This window comes from Pseudomonas sp. URMO17WK12:I9 (assembly GCF_900230165.1).
In the GTDB taxonomy this organism is placed as follows: domain Bacteria; phylum Pseudomonadota; class Gammaproteobacteria; order Pseudomonadales; family Pseudomonadaceae; genus Aquipseudomonas; species Aquipseudomonas fulva.
In genome coordinates this window covers 97,318-112,851 of sequence record NZ_OCMQ01000006.1, presented here as the reverse complement: position 1 = coordinate 112,851, position 15,534 = coordinate 97,318, and the positions used below count along the sequence as shown (strand labels likewise).

Sequence of the window (15,534 nt, the reverse complement as noted above, 5' to 3'; positions counted from 1 at the left end):
GCGGATCACGCGCTCTGCGCCGCAACCGTCGCGCATCAGGCCTTGCTGCTACAGCCCAAATCCCCGACATCGATTCTGATCATGACGTCTCTGCATGAACTCGAGGCGCTGCGGGCATTGCTGGAGTCGGCGCTTCTGCAGGTGCAAAGGCCCAGAGAACCTCGAGCAATGCATTGAAGCCAGCTGGGGCTGTGGTGGGCTGACCATTGCCAAGCAAGGTCGCCCGCATTGCAGCCCTGGCAGCAAACAGGCAGGGAGATCAATCAATGACCGCACATCACACCGGCGTCACCGCCGGCAAAACCAAGTTCTATCAAGGCAAACAGCAAACCGAGCCACTGTTCTGCATCGAACCCGGCATACCGTGTGAGCACGCCCGTGCTCAAGCCTCTGAACTGATGGGGTACGCGCAGGAGCTGACCATCAGTGGCTTGATGGACGAAAACCCGAAGCTGGTGTGGGCTGCATACTATCTGGGTGCGCTGGCCAAAACGCTGATGGACGATGCTGAAGCTGGCATAGCGAGCTGAGCGGCGGATTCATGCGGCAGTAAGTTTTGGAGATTCCTAAGCCATCGAAAAGACCTGCTCACGAACCCTGACACAGGCTATAACCGCAGCACCCAATCGCGCTGTGTGGGACATCTCCGCACACAAGCTCAGTGGGTGCTATATCCCAAGCCAGCGTATACTCCGCCCCCGGCAGGGAGGGCTCATGATCATGGTCATAGGCCCAGGTGGCAGCGTTCAGCGTCAGTACACACTTTGAAAGCGCCAGTGACCGCAATGCCGGACTCAGTTTTGGCTGGATCAACATTTACCTTCCTTACCTCCTTTATCAAGCAGCACACATGACTCTTTCTAACCCCAGTAATCGGCTCTATACGTTGGATGTACTGCGTGGCCTGGCTGCCTTGTGTGTCGTGTTCTGGCATTGGCAGCACTTCTTCTATGTGGGTAGCGCAGCCCATGACTTCGACCCGGCACAGCAACCGTTCTTCAGCACGTTTGAACTGCTGTATCGGCATGGCAACCTGGCTGTGCAGCTGTTCTTCACGTTATCGGGGTTCGTTTTCTACTGGTTGTTCGCAAACGGCATCAGCTGTCGCTCGTTGACGGTGTCACGTTTTGTCCAGGACAGGTTTAGCAGGCTCTACCCTTTGCACATCGTCACGTTCATGGCTGTCGTGGCCCTGCAATGGGCCTATCTCAGCAGCCACGGCACCTATTTCGTCTATCCGTTCAATGACGTCTATCACGCGGTGCTGAATATTTTGATGGTGCCGGCCTGGGGCTTGGAAAAGGGTTGGTCCTTCAACGCGCCTGTGTGGTCGGTGTCGGTGGAAGTGTTGCTCTACGCGATCTTCTTCATCATCTGCCTGACCAAGCGCTGGAAATGGCCATTGACCCTGGCGGCCATCGCGATTGGCAGCTTCCTTTATCCAGACATCTACAAACTGGGTAGTGGTCTGGTGTGCTTTTTCGTCGGTGGCATGACCTATGGCGTGCTGACGTGGGTGCGCCGGTATCTGGGCGATGGGGGTGCGCTGCTCATCACAGGCCCACTGTGTCTGGTGGCCTGGATCTGGCTTTTGAAAACACCTGCCGGGCTGAACAACCCGTTGCTGCTTTACGTGTGCTACCCATTACTTATTGCCGCACTGGCGGCCGCGGGCTCGCGCTGGCCCGGTCTGGCGCGGCGCTGGGCGTGGCTGGGCGACATTAGTTACTCGTCCTACCTCACTCATTTCCCATTGCAGATCATATTCGCCATGGCCTTCGACGCATTGGCGCTTTCACGAGCAGTGTTCTATCAAGGGTGGGTGATGGTGCTGTTCTTTGCTGTACTCATACCCCTGAGCCTTGCCACCCATCGGTACTTGGAGCGCCCCGCCCAAGCTTGGCTGCGACAGCGAGAGCGGCACGTTTCTGCACGACTGCCCAACTAACCCAACCGGTGCCCTTCTGGAGCAGATCAGCATTTCATCGCACCGTGCGGTTCGCCTGTATCACGCTAAACCGTCAGTTTTGTATCTTCCGAGGGGGTGGGTACCACCTCAGCCGGCCTCCTGATCGGAATTTACGCCTTTCCTGTAGTCCATTTCCCAAACATAATCCCATCGCCTTTTTTCGATTGCCGTTACTCAGGCGCAGCCCTAGTCTCAACCCGTCGTTGCTCATCAACGACCGGCTTTGACAGGCTGTTTCGACAAAAAGGTAGGGTCACCCTCAATGGTGGCTGTGCGTGGGGCACGTTCGCGTGCGCCGGGTTAGTACCTCTGTCGACCGGTCTGTCAACCCACGTACAGCTGCCACCCATTTGTTTGACAGCAATAGGTGTCGGCCTCATCGACAGAGGTTGCACATGTTAAAGATTGTCCCAGACCCACCACACCCCATTCACTCCCTGGAAGACCTCCTGGTCCAAGCCACGGATTACGCGTTATGCGCCTCTACCATCGCTCACCAGGCACTGCTATTGCAGCCCAAATCGCCAGCGTCGATCTTGGTTATGGCGTCTGTGCATGAAATAGAGACGCTGCGGGCATTGCTCGAATCGGCGCTTATGCTCGTGCAAAAGCCAAATGAACCCCGAGCGATGCATTGACGCTTGATGGTTGCCCCAGCGGGCCTCGCGTAGCACACGAGTACCGTCGCTGACACTGAACATGGTGGGAGATCAATCAATGGCCGCACATCAAACCGGCGTCACCGCCGGCAAAACCAAGTTCTATCAAGGCAAACAGCAAACCGAACCGCTGTTCTGCATCGAACCCGGCATCCCGTGCGAGCACGCCCGCGCCCAAGCTTCTGAACTGATGGGTTACGTACAGGAGCTGACCATCAGTGGCTTGATGGACGAAAACCCGAAATTGGTATGGGCTGCGTACTACCTGGGTGCACTGGCCAAGACGCTAATGGACGATGCTGACGCTGGCATGGCGAACTGAGCGGCGGGTTGTTGATTCGGCAAGGTGCTCACTGCCCTGCCCTGACGGTACCTATCGATTCAAGCGCATAGGTACCGTCACAGCACTGCTATTTGTCTTCCCGAATCACAATCTGCCGAAGCCCAATCCCCAACATGCGCTTGTCGCCACTGATACCCAGCTGCTCGGGCGAAGTGGCCTGGGGTACCTTGATGGTCAGCTTGCTGACTTCGTCGGGGTTGTCGATCTTCAAGCTATACGGTTCCACTTCACCGCTCAGCTTCAGCGGATAGCGGCGATCATCTACCTTCACTTCAAAGGTGCGGCCCTGGTTGGGGCCAAACGCCTTGGCGTTGATTTCCAGCGTGAAGGTTTTGGGCAGCGGCCGTGAGAACTGCAACGTCACGGTGTCACCTTCGGACCAGGCGCCCCAGCTTTCGGCATGGGACATGCCGCGCAACGTGTCTACCGACTCGGTGTGGATGTTTGAGCGGAAATCGAGCAGCAGCGGGTTGTCCTTGGGCAGCTTTCTGGCCAACGAGAAGCCATTGAGCTTGAGGACCTTGAAGTCGCCTTTGGCAAACTCGACATCCCCTACTACCAGGATCCATCTCTTGTCAGCCGGCGACTGGTCGGCGGTGTAGATTTCGCCTGGTTTATACGACAAGTCCGGGCCTGCGTTCAAATCTTCCACCCAGTACAGTGCCCGCAGAATCGAGGCCGGGTTATCCCCTACCACCAGCAGATGTGGACGCTCGCTGACGGGCAGGTATTGACGCGCGAACATCCCGGCCTTGTCATACACGTCTGCATGCCTGCGTTCGAGCAGCGACATGCTGGCGTATACCGTACTGACCAGAATGGAAAGCGGCAGGAAGACGAACACGAACAGCTGCAAGCCCTTGCGCGGCTTTGCACACCACAGCATCAAGCTGATCAGCGAGAGCCCTGCGAGTACGTAGAAGGCCCGATTACCAGCGGTAAAGCCGCGCAGCTCAGGGTTATCGATAAAGCTCAGGGTAAACGGGTACATGCGCGTGATGCCGGCATACACCACAGCGCCCATCACCACGATCGCCACGCCCCAGCGCACGTAACGGTGCGCCGTGAGCCTGGCCCCCGCCAGTTCAGCACCGGCGGCGATGAACAGCAACGGGAACAGGAAGTCGTAGTAGCGCATGTGCAGGCGCAACGCGGTTTCGACGGCGTTGGTGCCGGCCACGGATGCCGAGAACAACGCCACCACGGCGATCAGGTTCAGCAGCAGGAACAGGGCGAAGAAGGCAAACTTCCCGTCCTCGCCGATGGCGCGAGTTCGCAATGTGGCGATGCTGGTGGTGATGATGATCGCCAAGGCGCAGCCGAACATGACGGCATTGCCCAGCAGGTGCCCGGCCGCAATGGTCGGCGCCGCTTTAAGGATGGCCAGGTACCGGTCGAGGCTGGAGGCGCTGGACTCAAGGGTGGTGGCGTAGAAGTTGCCGAACAGCGTCAGGCCTGCCTTGCCGGCGACCAGGTAGCTGAAGCCAAATTTGGTCAGCAACATGACGCCGACGAACACAGCGGCGTTTTTTACCGCCGTCACGAACCAGCGGTCCTGGTCTTTGTAGGCAAAGTAGGCAATGCACAGGCAGAAGGCTGGGATGACGAACAGCGCATGCGGCTTGACCAGGGACGAACACCCCATCAGCACGCCGAGCAGCGCCCAGCGTTGCCAAGGCGCGTTCGAGGCCAGGGTCAGAAAGTACCAGGCGCTGATCCAGAACGTCAGGTAGAACAACGCTTCAGGCATGAAGTACGTGGTGTAGCCGTTGATCGGCCCGAGCATGCTCAGGGCCACGATCAACACCGACACCCGCGCACTGCAATACCGGCGTGCCACCATGAAGATGAACGGCGAGGCCAGCACGAAGAACAGGGCATTGAGCAGCTTGGTACAACCCACGAACCCGTCGCCACACATCAACGTGGACTTGTAGATGCTCAGGTAGAGGTAGTTGGGTATCGATGCGCTCGACAGCGGCAGCACGCGTGCCATCGAGCTGTAGGTGTATTCATCCCCGAAGACGGTTGGGTAGATACCGCTTGAACGCATCATCAGCAGCACGAAGGCCAGTGCCATGATTGCCGCGACTGCCACGGTCGCGTTCAGCTGCGACCTTTCTATCAACTTCATACTGCCCTATCCCTTCTACTGCTCTTCATTTCCACAACCTGCTGCATGTGCGCCCGATCAGGACTTAACGGCCAGTACGATGCCGAACATGATGAATGCGACGCCGATGAAGTACTGGACCTGGAACCGCTCACCCAAGATGAAGTGGCTGCCGATGGGCACCAGCACGAAGGCCAACGCCATCAGCGGGTAGGCTTTGCCCAGTTCGATCTTTTGCAGCACCCACACCCAGGCGATGGTGGTCACACCGTACAGTGCGAACGCAGAGCCCAGAATCATCAAGGTCTTGAGGTCGAAGATGGTGCCGGCGCGCTGCAGCGCACTGGCGCTGAGCTTGAACATGATCTGGCCGGTCGCGATACCCACGACGCATAGAATTGCAATGGCATACATCATGGGCGCTTACCTGCCTTGAACTTGGACTTCAACCGCGATAGGTGGAACGGCCTTCTGGGGACCGAGGCGATGTCCTGCCCCAAGAACGCCAGGATCAGTTGGATACCCAGGAATATCGGCAAGGCAGACAGCATCACGGTGCCGGCAGAGTTGGCGACGCCGGTATAGATGGACGAAGCCCAGTGAGACAGGCCGAAGACCAGACCCCATATCAGCAACAGCAGGCCAGCCGGCAGCTCCAGGGACGCCAGCGACATGTCGCGCAGGTAGTAGTTGTAGAAGATCCGCTTGCCGAAGTTGCGCACGTGCTTGGCCAGAAACTCGCCCACGATCTTGGAAATCTTCAGGTTGCTGACTTCATCGCCGTACTTGGCGTCCATGGGTACATCCACCACCACCGCGCGCAGGGTATTGAGCCGGAATAGGATGTCGGTCTCGAAGAAGTAGCGACGGCTGATCTTGGCGAACGGCAGGTGGCGGGCGACGTCACGGTGGATGGCCGTGTAGCCATTGGTGGGGTCGAACAGGTCCCAGTAACCGGACGAGAACTTGGTCATGAAGGACAGGACAGCGTTGCCGAACAGGCGAATCTTTGGCATTGCCCGGATTTCTTCCAGGTCGTAGAACCGGTTGCCCTTGGTGTAGTCGGCCGTGCCCTCAAGAATGGGCGTGACGAAGTTCATCAGCAGGCCTGGGTCCATCTGGCCATCCCCGTCGATCTTGACGATGATGTCCATGCCGTCCTGGATAGCCGCCTGGTAGCCGGTCATGACCGCACCGCCCACGCCCTGGTTTTCCGGGTTGCGCAGCACCACTACACGCGGGTCGGTGGCGTGTTCCTCGACATAACGGCCGGAGCCTTCCGGGCAGCAATCATCGACTACGTAGATGCGCTCGACTTCAGGGCCAATATCGGCAATGACGCCCAGGATGTGCGCGGTCACTTTGTAGGAAGGGATCACCACCGCAATGCTGGTCGCGCGATCTTCGCAAGGTTGTACGCTGCCAGGCGAAAGGTGTTCTTGCTGGCCAATTGTCATAGTTTGAGTCCTGTTACGTATTCCAAAAAATAGTCATTGCGGTGGGCGTGGCGGCAGGGTGGCGTTTTCATGACTTGGCCGGGGCGAATGCCCAGAGCTTCATCACCATGAAGTTGAGCACTGGCACGATGAAGACCACCATCACCAGGCCCACGCCATAGTGCCAACCCATGTATTCGACCCACGAGGTGATGAGCAGCGTCAGGCCCAGCGACACCAGTGAGACCAGCAAGAAGCGCCGGTATCCCAGCCAACTCATCGGCACACGGAAGGTGAACCGGCTGTTGATGCTGTAGGACATCAGGTTGGCCACGATGAATGCACACGCGTTGGCCACGGCTGCCGGCGGCGCCAGGGTTTCCATCAGCAAAATCACCACGCCGGCATGCACCGCCGTGTTGGCCACGCCGACCAAGGCAAAACGCAGGAACTGGTAGTACTTGCCCGGAATGATCATCGGTCGGTCTTGACCACTTCGCGCACGATGTACACGGGCCGGCGCTTGGATTCGACGAAGATCCGCCCGACATACTCCCCCAGCACCCCTATGCCGATCAGCTGCACGCCGCTGGCGAACAGGATGGTGATCATCAACGAGGCATAACCGGGCGTATCGGCGCCAAAGCACAGGGTCTTGATCAGCAGGTAAACCGCATACACAAAGGCCATGGCCGATACCGCACAGCCCAGGTAAGTCCATATGCGCAAGGGGGCCGAGCTGTAGCTGGTGATGCCTTCGATGGCAAAATTCCAGAGTTTCCAGGTGTTGAAGCTGGTCTTGCCGGTGCTGCGTGGCGCCACCTGGTATTCGATGGTGGCGGTGCGAAAACCTACCCAGGCAAACAGCCCCTTCATGAAGCGACGGTTTTCAGGAAGCCTTTTTAGCGCCTCGACGACCTTGCGGTCCATCAAGCGAAAATCGCCCACGTCCGCAGGTATGTGGATGTCCGAGATGGAGTTGTGCAGTTTGTAGAACCCGTTGGCGGTGAACTTCTGCACCGCGTGGTCGGTGCGCCGATCCACGCGCTTGGCCAGCACCACTTCGGCGCCCTCCTCCCATTTGGCAACGAGTTCCAGCACCACTTCGGGAGGATGCTGAAGGTCGGAGTCGATGGGCACGACTGCATCGCCGGTCGCAAAGTCCAGGCCAGCTGAAAGCGCGGCTTCTTTCCCAAAGTTGCGTGACAGGTCAACGACCGTTACGTACGGGTAAGCCGCCTGGGCCTTGAGCAGTTCTTCGTAGGTCTGGTCCCTGCTGCCGTCATTGATCGCGATGACCTCGAAGTCATAACGATCGGCCAACGTCTTTGACAGGGCGTCCACACGCTCGAAGAACGCGCAAACACCGCGCTCTTCGTTGTAGAACGGTGAGATCAGCGACAACAAGCGCCTGGGCTGGCTCATCAGTGGCGCTCCTTGTCCACATCAAACTTGCACACATGGGCGTAATCGAGTTCGGTGCACTGGGGCTGATGGTCGGCTGGGAACAGCGCCAGCGCCTGGCCCACTTCAGGGAAATCGCCCTTGACGAATACATACAGGGAGTGGCGCGCATCGGAGCCTGCAATTTCGGCCTGGGTGCTTTCCACTGCACAGTTGGAGTTGGCGCGTGCCACGTAGCCGGTGTTGATCTTGAGCCCGTGCTCGACGGCATACCGCATGGTCGGCATCAGCGTACTGAGGATCATGTCCGAGCGCCCGCAGCGGAACTTGGGGAAGAAATACAGATACTGAATGCCATCGGCTATCTGGGCGTCCCACGCAGCCTGGGTCAGGATTGGTGTTGCCGGGCGCTTGGCGCCATCGATCAAGCGGTGGCGCTGGATGGACATGTCCGCCACCTGCACCACGATCAACACCAACATCGCCAGCGCGAAAACGCGTTTGGGCAGCCTGCGGTACAGCAGTACGATGGCCGCGATGGTCAGCGCATACCCTACAGGCCAGAAGAACCGGCCAGAGGCCCGGAACTGCGTAGTGATGGCCTCCATGAACGCGGGGTAATGCAGCACCAGCACCTGGTGGGTGCCCCAATAGATGCTGTCGGAAAGTGCATACAGGGTGAGCCCAAGCATCACCAGCACCAGCGGCCAGTTGTCCGCCGCCCACCTCACTGCCCTGCGCCCGCCCAGTACCAGGCCGGCAAGCAACCCCAGCAAGACACCCAGGCCCAGGTAATTGAAGCCTTCGTATTGCCCCGGCATTTCGGCGTTTTCGATGGGGAAGAACGTACCCCCTGAAAACGGTGCCAGCAGGTTCATGGAAAACGTGCCGAAACCGGTTTCCTTGGCCACGTTCGTGGAGTCCATGGGGAACACGGTCACCCACAAGCTTGCGCCGATGATCAGGAACGGCAACAACGCCCGAGGCACGTCCACCCAGCGGTAGTGCCGTGGCTTAGCCAGCCAGTTGGCGACATAAATGGCGCTCGCCATCACGCACAGGTAAATGTTGATGTAGAAGCCGGCCACCAACAATGCTGTCCAGCCTGCCACGGGCACCTGCCCCAGGCGCTGCCCACGCAAGTAGAGCGCGATGGCTGCCAGCAGGATCCAGTGCGTCATCAGCGAGATATGGGTCACACGCGCTGTAAAGGCCGGGAAGATCAGCAGGCACACCACCAGCGCCACCAGTGCCAGCCAAGACTTGACCTCAAGCTCGCGCAGTATCCACCAGCCACACACGGCCTGGCCCAGGAATGCTAGGCCCACCCACACGCCGTAGGGGTTGAACGGTGCGTATGACGCGGGCACCACCAGTTTCAGGATAAGCGCATACAGCGGAATGGTGTCCATGAACGTCGCGCGCGTGCCCTGCGGGTAATTGATGCTGTCGAATGCCAGCAGCGGATACCCGAAAGGCGCGCTGAAGAACGCGTGGAAGCCAGAGATGTATTGCGTAACGTCGTCGACTTCCGACTGCCAGTACGACGATGTACCGGCGATGAACCCCGAAGGAAAATGATGCCACACGAACCAGACGGCGATAGCCAACGCTAACGCCAGGCCCGTCCTCCCCGTGGAACCCAACCTTGAACTCATTGCAAACGCCCCAGTGTGTGTTTTATAGGCGCGTTAGAACGCGCACTTATCGATTGCAGCCACCAGCTGTTGTGCGCTGGCTTTCCATGTCAACCATGGCATTTCGGTGGATTGAGGGTGTTCGCCCTTTTCGAACAACCCCAGCCATTGCTTGATCTTCTCGGCAATTTCTTCTGTGTGCGTGCCTTCGAAGTACCAGGCGTGATCACCGGCCACTTCCCTGAATACCGCAAGGTCCCGGGCGATGATCGGCAGTTTGTGCTGCGCGGCCTCGATCAGCGGCAAGCCGAAGCCTTCACCGTAGGAGCCGGCCACCAGGCAGTCGGACTCCTGGTACAGGTGCTCCAGGTATTCGTCGCTGGCACCGGAGAGCCACAACAGCCGCTTGCCGCGCTCGGCGTGGTTCTCGAGCTTGCGCGCCAGTTCATCGACCAGCCAGCCATGCTTGCCCACGATCACGAGATTGGCTTGTACCCCATCGGCCCATAGCTGTTCAAACGCCTCTAGCGTTTGTGCATGCCCTTTACGGGGTTCCAGCGTACCTACCATCAGGAAGGTAGGGTTGTCTTCCAGCGCTTCCAGGCGCATGGCCGGGTCTTCCGGGAAGCCCAGCGATGGCACGGACTGGTCAAGGTCGGCGCCCAGGTGGAAGGCGCCAATGTGGAACGGGCGCTTGCGTGCAGGCATGTGCTCCAGGTACCAGTCATTGAGCTCATCAGCCACGGCTTGGGAAATGCAGATGGCGCCGTCGTATTCAGCCACTGTCCGTATCCATTTCGCATAGTGTTCGTGCAGGCTTTCGACGAAACAGTGCGGCAGTTGCAGGATCAGCAAGTCGTAGACCACGAACAGGATGCTGACGCCGTGGTCACGCATGGCGTTGAAGTAGGCCTTCTTGTGCGGCAGCACGTCCATCAACAGGTCCAGGCCCAGGTACACGTCGCCAGCGCGGTAGCTGATGACTTCGTCCTGCAAGGCTTCGTTCGGCTCCTGGCCCAGGAACTTGGCGGTGAACGCCGACGCTTCACGGTAGTACGGCTCAGCAGGCGTGGTGTACACCGGTACGACCTTGTAGGTCGAAGGCGGATTGACCAGCCATTCCAGCAGAATGCTGCGCACCACGCGCTGGATGCCGCTCTTGCCGTCGTGCTTGCACAGCTCCGAAATGTCGACGAACAGGCTTGGTACATCCGTAGGCGGTTGCACGGAGTAATCAACGGCCTTGGCCAGGCGCTCGACGCTGACCTCACCGTTTTGCAGCGGCGCACTGGCACTGAGGGTTTCGATCAACTGCTGCAGGTGGTCACGCGGCTGCTCGATGTGCGCCTGGTCGGCCTGGCGCTGGGCCATGGCGTGTTCGAAGGCCTCGAGGGCGGCCTGCCCTGTACGGTCCCACGAGAAATGCTCGGCGCGGTCTGCCCCGTGAACGGCCAGGGCCTTGCGGAAGGCGTCGTCCAGCAGGGCTTGCTCGAGCTTGCTGGCAATCGCCGCTGGATCGTGTGGGTCGAAGGTTGCCTCATCCCAGCCAATGACCTCCGGTACGCTTGAGGCGTTGGCACCGATCACGGGCGCGCCACATTTCATGGCCTCCAGCGGCGGCAGCCCGAAGCCTTCGTGCCAGGACGGGAATACGTAGAGCTCGCAGATGCTGTACAGGCTGCGCAGCTCGGCATCGCTGACGAAACCGGTGAATGCCAGGTCGTCCGGGGCCAGCCCCTGGTCACGGGCATGCTGACGGTACAGGTCCACGTGGTATTGCGGCATCTTGCCGGCGAATACCAGTTGGGTCTCACCCAGCTTGGGTTTGACGGCTGCGAAGGCCTCAATCAGGCGAGGCAGGTTCTTGCGCTCGTCGGCGCCACCGGTGTACAGCACGAACGGTTCGCGCAGGCCGAATTTCTCAAGCAGCGCCAGACGCTCTTCGTGGGCGAGCGTGACCGGGTAGAACACGTCATCGGCAGCGGTGGATACGTTGACGACTTTCGCCTCATCCAGCGGCAGTAGGGAGAGTGCTTCCTGACGCGCGAAGTCCGAGATCGACAGCAGCAGATCGTACTGCTGGAATGCGCCGACCTTGGCCAGGTAGTGGCTTTTGTAGGCCGGGTTGCCGTCGAGGTACTGCTTGGGGCTTACCAGCGGGATCAGGTCATAGAGCGTGGCGCTGACCAGCGCATCATGGTGCAGCGTGGCACTGCCGATCACCGCGTCATCGATGTAGCCTTCAACCGAGCTGGTCACGTGGATCACGTCCGGCTCGAGCGCGTCGATGCAGGCCTGGCGCATGTGTTCGGCCGTCTGGCGACGCGCCAGGTTGTTCGGGTGGCTGTCGGCGACGGGGCCTTCGGCGTACCACACGCGGATATGGCTCTGCGGCAACAAGCCAATGAACGCGGTGCGGATGGGCTCGATGCTCTCGTGCAGCATGCCGTTGAGCACAAGATAGACTTCGTGTTCGCCGCGGTTGCGCACGATGCTCTGGGCAAACGCCATGCTGTAGCGGCCAATTCCTCTGAAACGGCTTTCGGTCTGCGCGCCCTGCATGTCAATTACGATACGCATTACTTCTGGCCCTTCGTCACGGCAGCACGGAGCGCGCTTTCGATCTGGCGCCCCCGTGGGGTCAATGGAGCATGGTCGATCAAACCGTGCTGTGGGTCGTTGGCCTCTACAGGCACTGCAGGCGCTGGCACCTTCAACAGGTCACGCAACACGCCAGTAAGCCAGGGGCTGCGTTGAACCAGGGCCCTGACCTTGCGCTCGACGGCAGGGCGACGGGCCAGCCACAGCCGTGCATGGGGCGCGACGCGGCGCAGGGTGTGCTTGGCGGTAGTTGCGGCGCTGCGAGGGTGCTTGACCAGGTGGCCCAGCTTGCGCACGGGCGTGGTCGCGCGCCACACGGTGCTGCTCTGGAATGTGGTCAACTGCTGTTCGAGCGCGGTGGCGCGCAGGTACCAGTGGTGGGCGTTGCTCAGCGAGGTGTTCATCTCGAGTTGCAGCCGTTCGGCCTGCTCGCGTGCCTGGGCCAGTGCGTGCTGGGCATGCTCGCGCTCGTTGTCCAGTTGGGCTTGCAAGCGCTCGCGCTCTTGCGCAAACCCTGCCTCGAGCAATTGCACGCGCTCGGCTTGTTCGGCTTTCAGGGAGCCGAGCAGGTCATGTACTTCGGTTGCCATCTGATTCTCTAGGGTATTCAACCGGCCCTCCAGGGCCTGGTCATAACGCGAGGCCAATTCGTCCAGCGCTACGCCATACACCTGCTCGAACGGTGCGTCGAACGCGGCCAGTATTTCGGCCGGTGCCTGCTTCTGCGCCACCACGGCGTAATCCGGGCTGGTGCCGGCCAACACGTCCATCACGCCAAGCTTGCGCTCCGGCTCGCGCAGGTCCGGCGCTTCTTGCAGGCGCAGGACCTTGGAGCGGGCAAAGCCCTTGAACTCGGTCAAGAACGACAGCAGCAGGCTGGGGATTGGGCGGTCATGGGTGGGGTCGACGAAGAAATTGTTGGTGCCGACCACCACGTTTTCAGCGTTGGGCGTTTCCAGGATCAGCAAGCCGCCGGGTTGCAGCACCCGCATGGCTTCGCCAACCATTTCTTCCAGCACGGTAAAGGGAATGTGCTCGGCGATATGAAAGCCGCTGACGGCGATCAGGCTGGCATCGGGCAACTGGCGCAGCGCGTTGAGCGCATCGTCGGTGCGCACCGGCAGGCCCAGTTCGCGGCAGGCTTCGAGCATGCCTTCGTCCAGGTCCACACCGCTGGCGTCATAGCCTTCACGAATCAGCATTTCCAGCCACTCGCCACGGCCGCAGCCTACGTCCAGCACGCCCGCCTGGGGGTACAGGTCTTTGAGCGGCGCCAGAAACGGCAGGTAGACTTCGAGGCGGCTGGCGATCAGCGCCCGCGAGCCGCGATGGCGGTCTTCGAACGCCCGGTAGAATCGACTATCCATTACTGCACTCCACGGTCGGAGGTATCCAGGCAAGGCCTACGAACGTACTTTCCGAAACGTTGACGACGTTGAACACCAAGGCCAGGTCGCGCCACTCGTAGTTGTCCACCACGTGGGCATCGGCCGCATGCAGCGCGACGGCGACGGAATAAGAACCCACGCCCAGGTTGGCGGGGAAGCGGAAACGGTACGACAGCTGCGTGCCCTGGGCGAGGTCCTTGCGGGCACACCCCAGGTGATGGGTGTTGGTGCCGTATACGTCCTGGCCCAGGCGGTCCTTGATCACATAGCCCACCACCAGTTCGGGCAACGGGGCGTTGATGGCCACGTCCACGGTCAGGCAGACGTCCTCGCCCACGGTCACGTATTCGGCGGCAGCGCCCTGGGCGTTGAGCAGCGAGACACCTGCGATGCTGGCCTTGCCACTGCCCGAGCGGGTTTGCACTGCACCGTTCTCGAGGGTTTGCACTTCGACGGTGGCGTTTTCTTTCTGGGCGATCAGGGCGTTGTAGTAATCCATCACCTCTTCAGGTGGCCCGTCCTTGATGACGGTGCCGCCGTCCAGCAGGATCGCCCGGTTGCACAGGGCCTGAATGGCGGCGCGGTCGTGGGACACGATCAGCAGCGTGGTGCCAGCCTGCTGGAATTCCTTGATGCGGCCAAAGCTCTTGTGCTGGAAGTAGCTGTCACCCACCGACAAGGCTTCGTCGATGATCAGGATTTCGGGGCGGAATGCCGTGGCGACGGCAAAGGCCACACGCATCTGCATACCGCTGGAATAGGTGCGCACGGTCTGGTCGAAGTACTCGCCAATTTCGGCGAACGCCTCGATGTCGTCGATCACGCCGTCGATCTGGTCGGTGGTAAAGCCCATCAGGCCGGCGGCGTGGTAGGCATTCTGACGCCCGCTCAACTCGGCGTTGAAGCCCATGCCCAGCTCGAGGATGGCGGCGATGCGGCCGTTGACGCGCACGGTGCCTTCGCTGGGTTGCAGGGTGCCGGTGATCATTTTCAGCAGCGTGGACTTGCCCGCGCCGTTCTGCCCCACCAGGCCGATGGCTTCACCGGCCTCGATGTTGAAGCTGATGTGCTTGAGCACCCAATGCTCGCTGCTGGCCTTGACCGGCAAGTAGCACCAGCGCGCGATGCGCTGCCATTCGGAGCGGTAGCTGCGGTAGGCCTTGCCTACGTTGCTGACGGACAGAAGTGTCATAGCGAGTCCACCATTTCGGCAGAAGCCCTGCGGAACAGGAACAGCCCCAGTACCATCAGGCCCAGGGCAATGGCGACCGTGACGCCCAATTCGGCGATGTTCGGCGCAAGCTTGTAGACCAGCGCGTTGTGATAGCCGGTGACGATGGCATACATCGGGTTGATGTCCAGGGTGCCCTTGAGGTAGTCGGGCACGATGTTGACCGAGTACACGATCGGCGTGAACCAGAACCATACCTGCATGATGATCGGCACCACCTGACCAATGTCACGCAAGAACACGTTCAGCACACCCAGCACCAGGCCCAGGCCGACGGCGAAGGCCACCACCACCAGGGTCAGGGGCAGCAGCCACAGCATCTGCGCGTTGGGCGCATGGCCCAGCAAGGCGAAAATGATCATGGCGGCGATGAACAGCAACAGGTTGTTGAGCAGGCACGACCCCACCACGATCACCGGCAGCGCAATGCGCGGAAAGCGCATCTTCTTCATCAGGTTGCCCTGTTCGATGAACACCGTCAGGCAGCGCCCGACGATTTCCGCGAACAGGTTCCAGGCCAGGATGCCGGCAATCAGGTACAGCGCGTAGGCGTACTTGTTGTCGATGCCGGGCAGGCGCGCGCCCAGCACGTTGGACAGGATCAACGCGTAGATGGCCACCTGGGCCAGGGGGTGGATGATCATCCACAGGCCGCCTAGCTTGCTGCGGGCAAAGCGCGAGATGAACTCGTTCTTGATGGAGGTGAGGATGAAGCCCCGGTAATCCCAGACGCCCCGAAACATGCCTAACATA

At 60.2% G+C, this 15,534-nt stretch carries 14 protein-coding genes; 4 read left to right on the top strand and 10 right to left on the bottom strand.

The window, feature by feature from the left end:
• Window positions 1-266: 266 nt before the first annotated feature.
• The 4 genes from CRP40_RS14140 (at window position 267) to CRP40_RS14125 (ending at window position 2,950) form a co-directional block, all read left to right on the top strand.
• Window positions 267-530, top strand: a complete 264-nt coding sequence (locus CRP40_RS14140) for a DUF3077 domain-containing protein (protein ID WP_027914266.1) — start codon at window positions 267-269, stop codon at window positions 528-530.
• Between the two features lie 320 nt (window positions 531-850).
• A complete protein-coding gene (locus tag CRP40_RS14135; RefSeq protein ID WP_027914265.1) occupies window positions 851-1,948 on the top strand; it encodes an acyltransferase in 1,098 nt (365 codons plus the stop codon).
• Window positions 1,949-2,364: 416 nt separating this feature from the next.
• Complete coding sequence (locus tag CRP40_RS22225) at window positions 2,365-2,607, top strand: hypothetical protein (protein WP_027914264.1); 243 nt, start codon at window positions 2,365-2,367, stop codon at window positions 2,605-2,607.
• Between the two features lie 79 nt (window positions 2,608-2,686).
• Entirely contained in the window at window positions 2,687-2,950 is a 264-nt protein-coding gene (locus tag CRP40_RS14125) for a DUF3077 domain-containing protein (protein WP_027914263.1), read from the top strand.
• 88 nt (window positions 2,951-3,038) lie between these two features.
• Here the strand turns inward: CRP40_RS14125 and CRP40_RS14120 are convergent, their stop codons facing one another.
• The 10 genes from CRP40_RS14120 to CRP40_RS14075 all read right to left on the bottom strand — a co-directional run bounded on the left by CRP40_RS14120 (window position 3,039) and on the right by CRP40_RS14075 (window position 15,533).
• Window positions 3,039-5,105 carry a glycosyltransferase family 39 protein gene (locus CRP40_RS14120; RefSeq protein ID WP_027914262.1) on the bottom strand — a complete coding sequence of 689 codons (2,067 nt, stop codon included), beginning with the start codon at window positions 5,103-5,105 and terminating at the stop codon, window positions 3,039-3,041.
• Window positions 5,106-5,162: 57 nt separating this feature from the next.
• Window positions 5,163-5,501, bottom strand: coding sequence for an EamA family transporter (locus tag CRP40_RS14115; RefSeq protein ID WP_023536240.1), 339 nt, complete (start codon window positions 5,499-5,501; stop codon window positions 5,163-5,165).
• A complete protein-coding gene (locus CRP40_RS14110; RefSeq protein ID WP_080992900.1) occupies window positions 5,498-6,541 on the bottom strand; it encodes a glycosyltransferase family 2 protein in 1,044 nt (347 codons plus the stop codon). The genes CRP40_RS14115 and CRP40_RS14110 overlap by 4 nt, the downstream gene beginning before the upstream one ends.
• 67 nt (window positions 6,542-6,608) lie before the next feature.
• Window positions 6,609-6,998, bottom strand: coding sequence for a GtrA family protein (locus CRP40_RS14105; RefSeq protein ID WP_027914260.1), 390 nt, complete (start codon window positions 6,996-6,998; stop codon window positions 6,609-6,611).
• Window positions 6,995-7,945 carry a glycosyltransferase family 2 protein gene (locus tag CRP40_RS14100; protein WP_033694998.1) on the bottom strand — a complete coding sequence of 317 codons (951 nt, stop codon included), beginning with the start codon at window positions 7,943-7,945 and terminating at the stop codon, window positions 6,995-6,997. Before CRP40_RS14100 ends, CRP40_RS14105 begins: the two co-directional genes overlap by 4 nt.
• Window positions 7,945-9,534: a DUF6311 domain-containing protein gene (locus CRP40_RS14095; RefSeq protein WP_230396015.1), complete on the bottom strand. Its 1,590-nt coding sequence runs from the start codon at window positions 9,532-9,534 to the stop codon at window positions 7,945-7,947. The genes CRP40_RS14100 and CRP40_RS14095 overlap by 1 nt, the downstream gene beginning before the upstream one ends.
• A gap of 81 nt (window positions 9,535-9,615) precedes the next feature.
• Window positions 9,616-12,141 (bottom strand): glycosyltransferase family 1 protein, encoded by a 2,526-nt coding sequence (locus CRP40_RS14090; protein ID WP_027914257.1) that lies wholly within the window; start codon window positions 12,139-12,141, stop codon window positions 9,616-9,618.
• Window positions 12,141-13,529: a methyltransferase domain-containing protein gene (locus tag CRP40_RS14085; RefSeq protein WP_027914256.1), complete on the bottom strand. Its 1,389-nt coding sequence runs from the start codon at window positions 13,527-13,529 to the stop codon at window positions 12,141-12,143. Before CRP40_RS14085 ends, CRP40_RS14090 begins: the two co-directional genes overlap by 1 nt.
• Complete coding sequence (locus CRP40_RS14080) at window positions 13,522-14,742, bottom strand: ABC transporter ATP-binding protein (RefSeq protein WP_023536279.1); 1,221 nt, start codon at window positions 14,740-14,742, stop codon at window positions 13,522-13,524. The genes CRP40_RS14085 and CRP40_RS14080 overlap by 8 nt, the downstream gene beginning before the upstream one ends.
• Window positions 14,739-15,533, bottom strand: a complete 795-nt coding sequence (locus tag CRP40_RS14075) for an ABC transporter permease (RefSeq protein WP_027914255.1) — start codon at window positions 15,531-15,533, stop codon at window positions 14,739-14,741. Before CRP40_RS14075 ends, CRP40_RS14080 begins: the two co-directional genes overlap by 4 nt.
• Window position 15,534 lies beyond the last annotated feature (1 nt).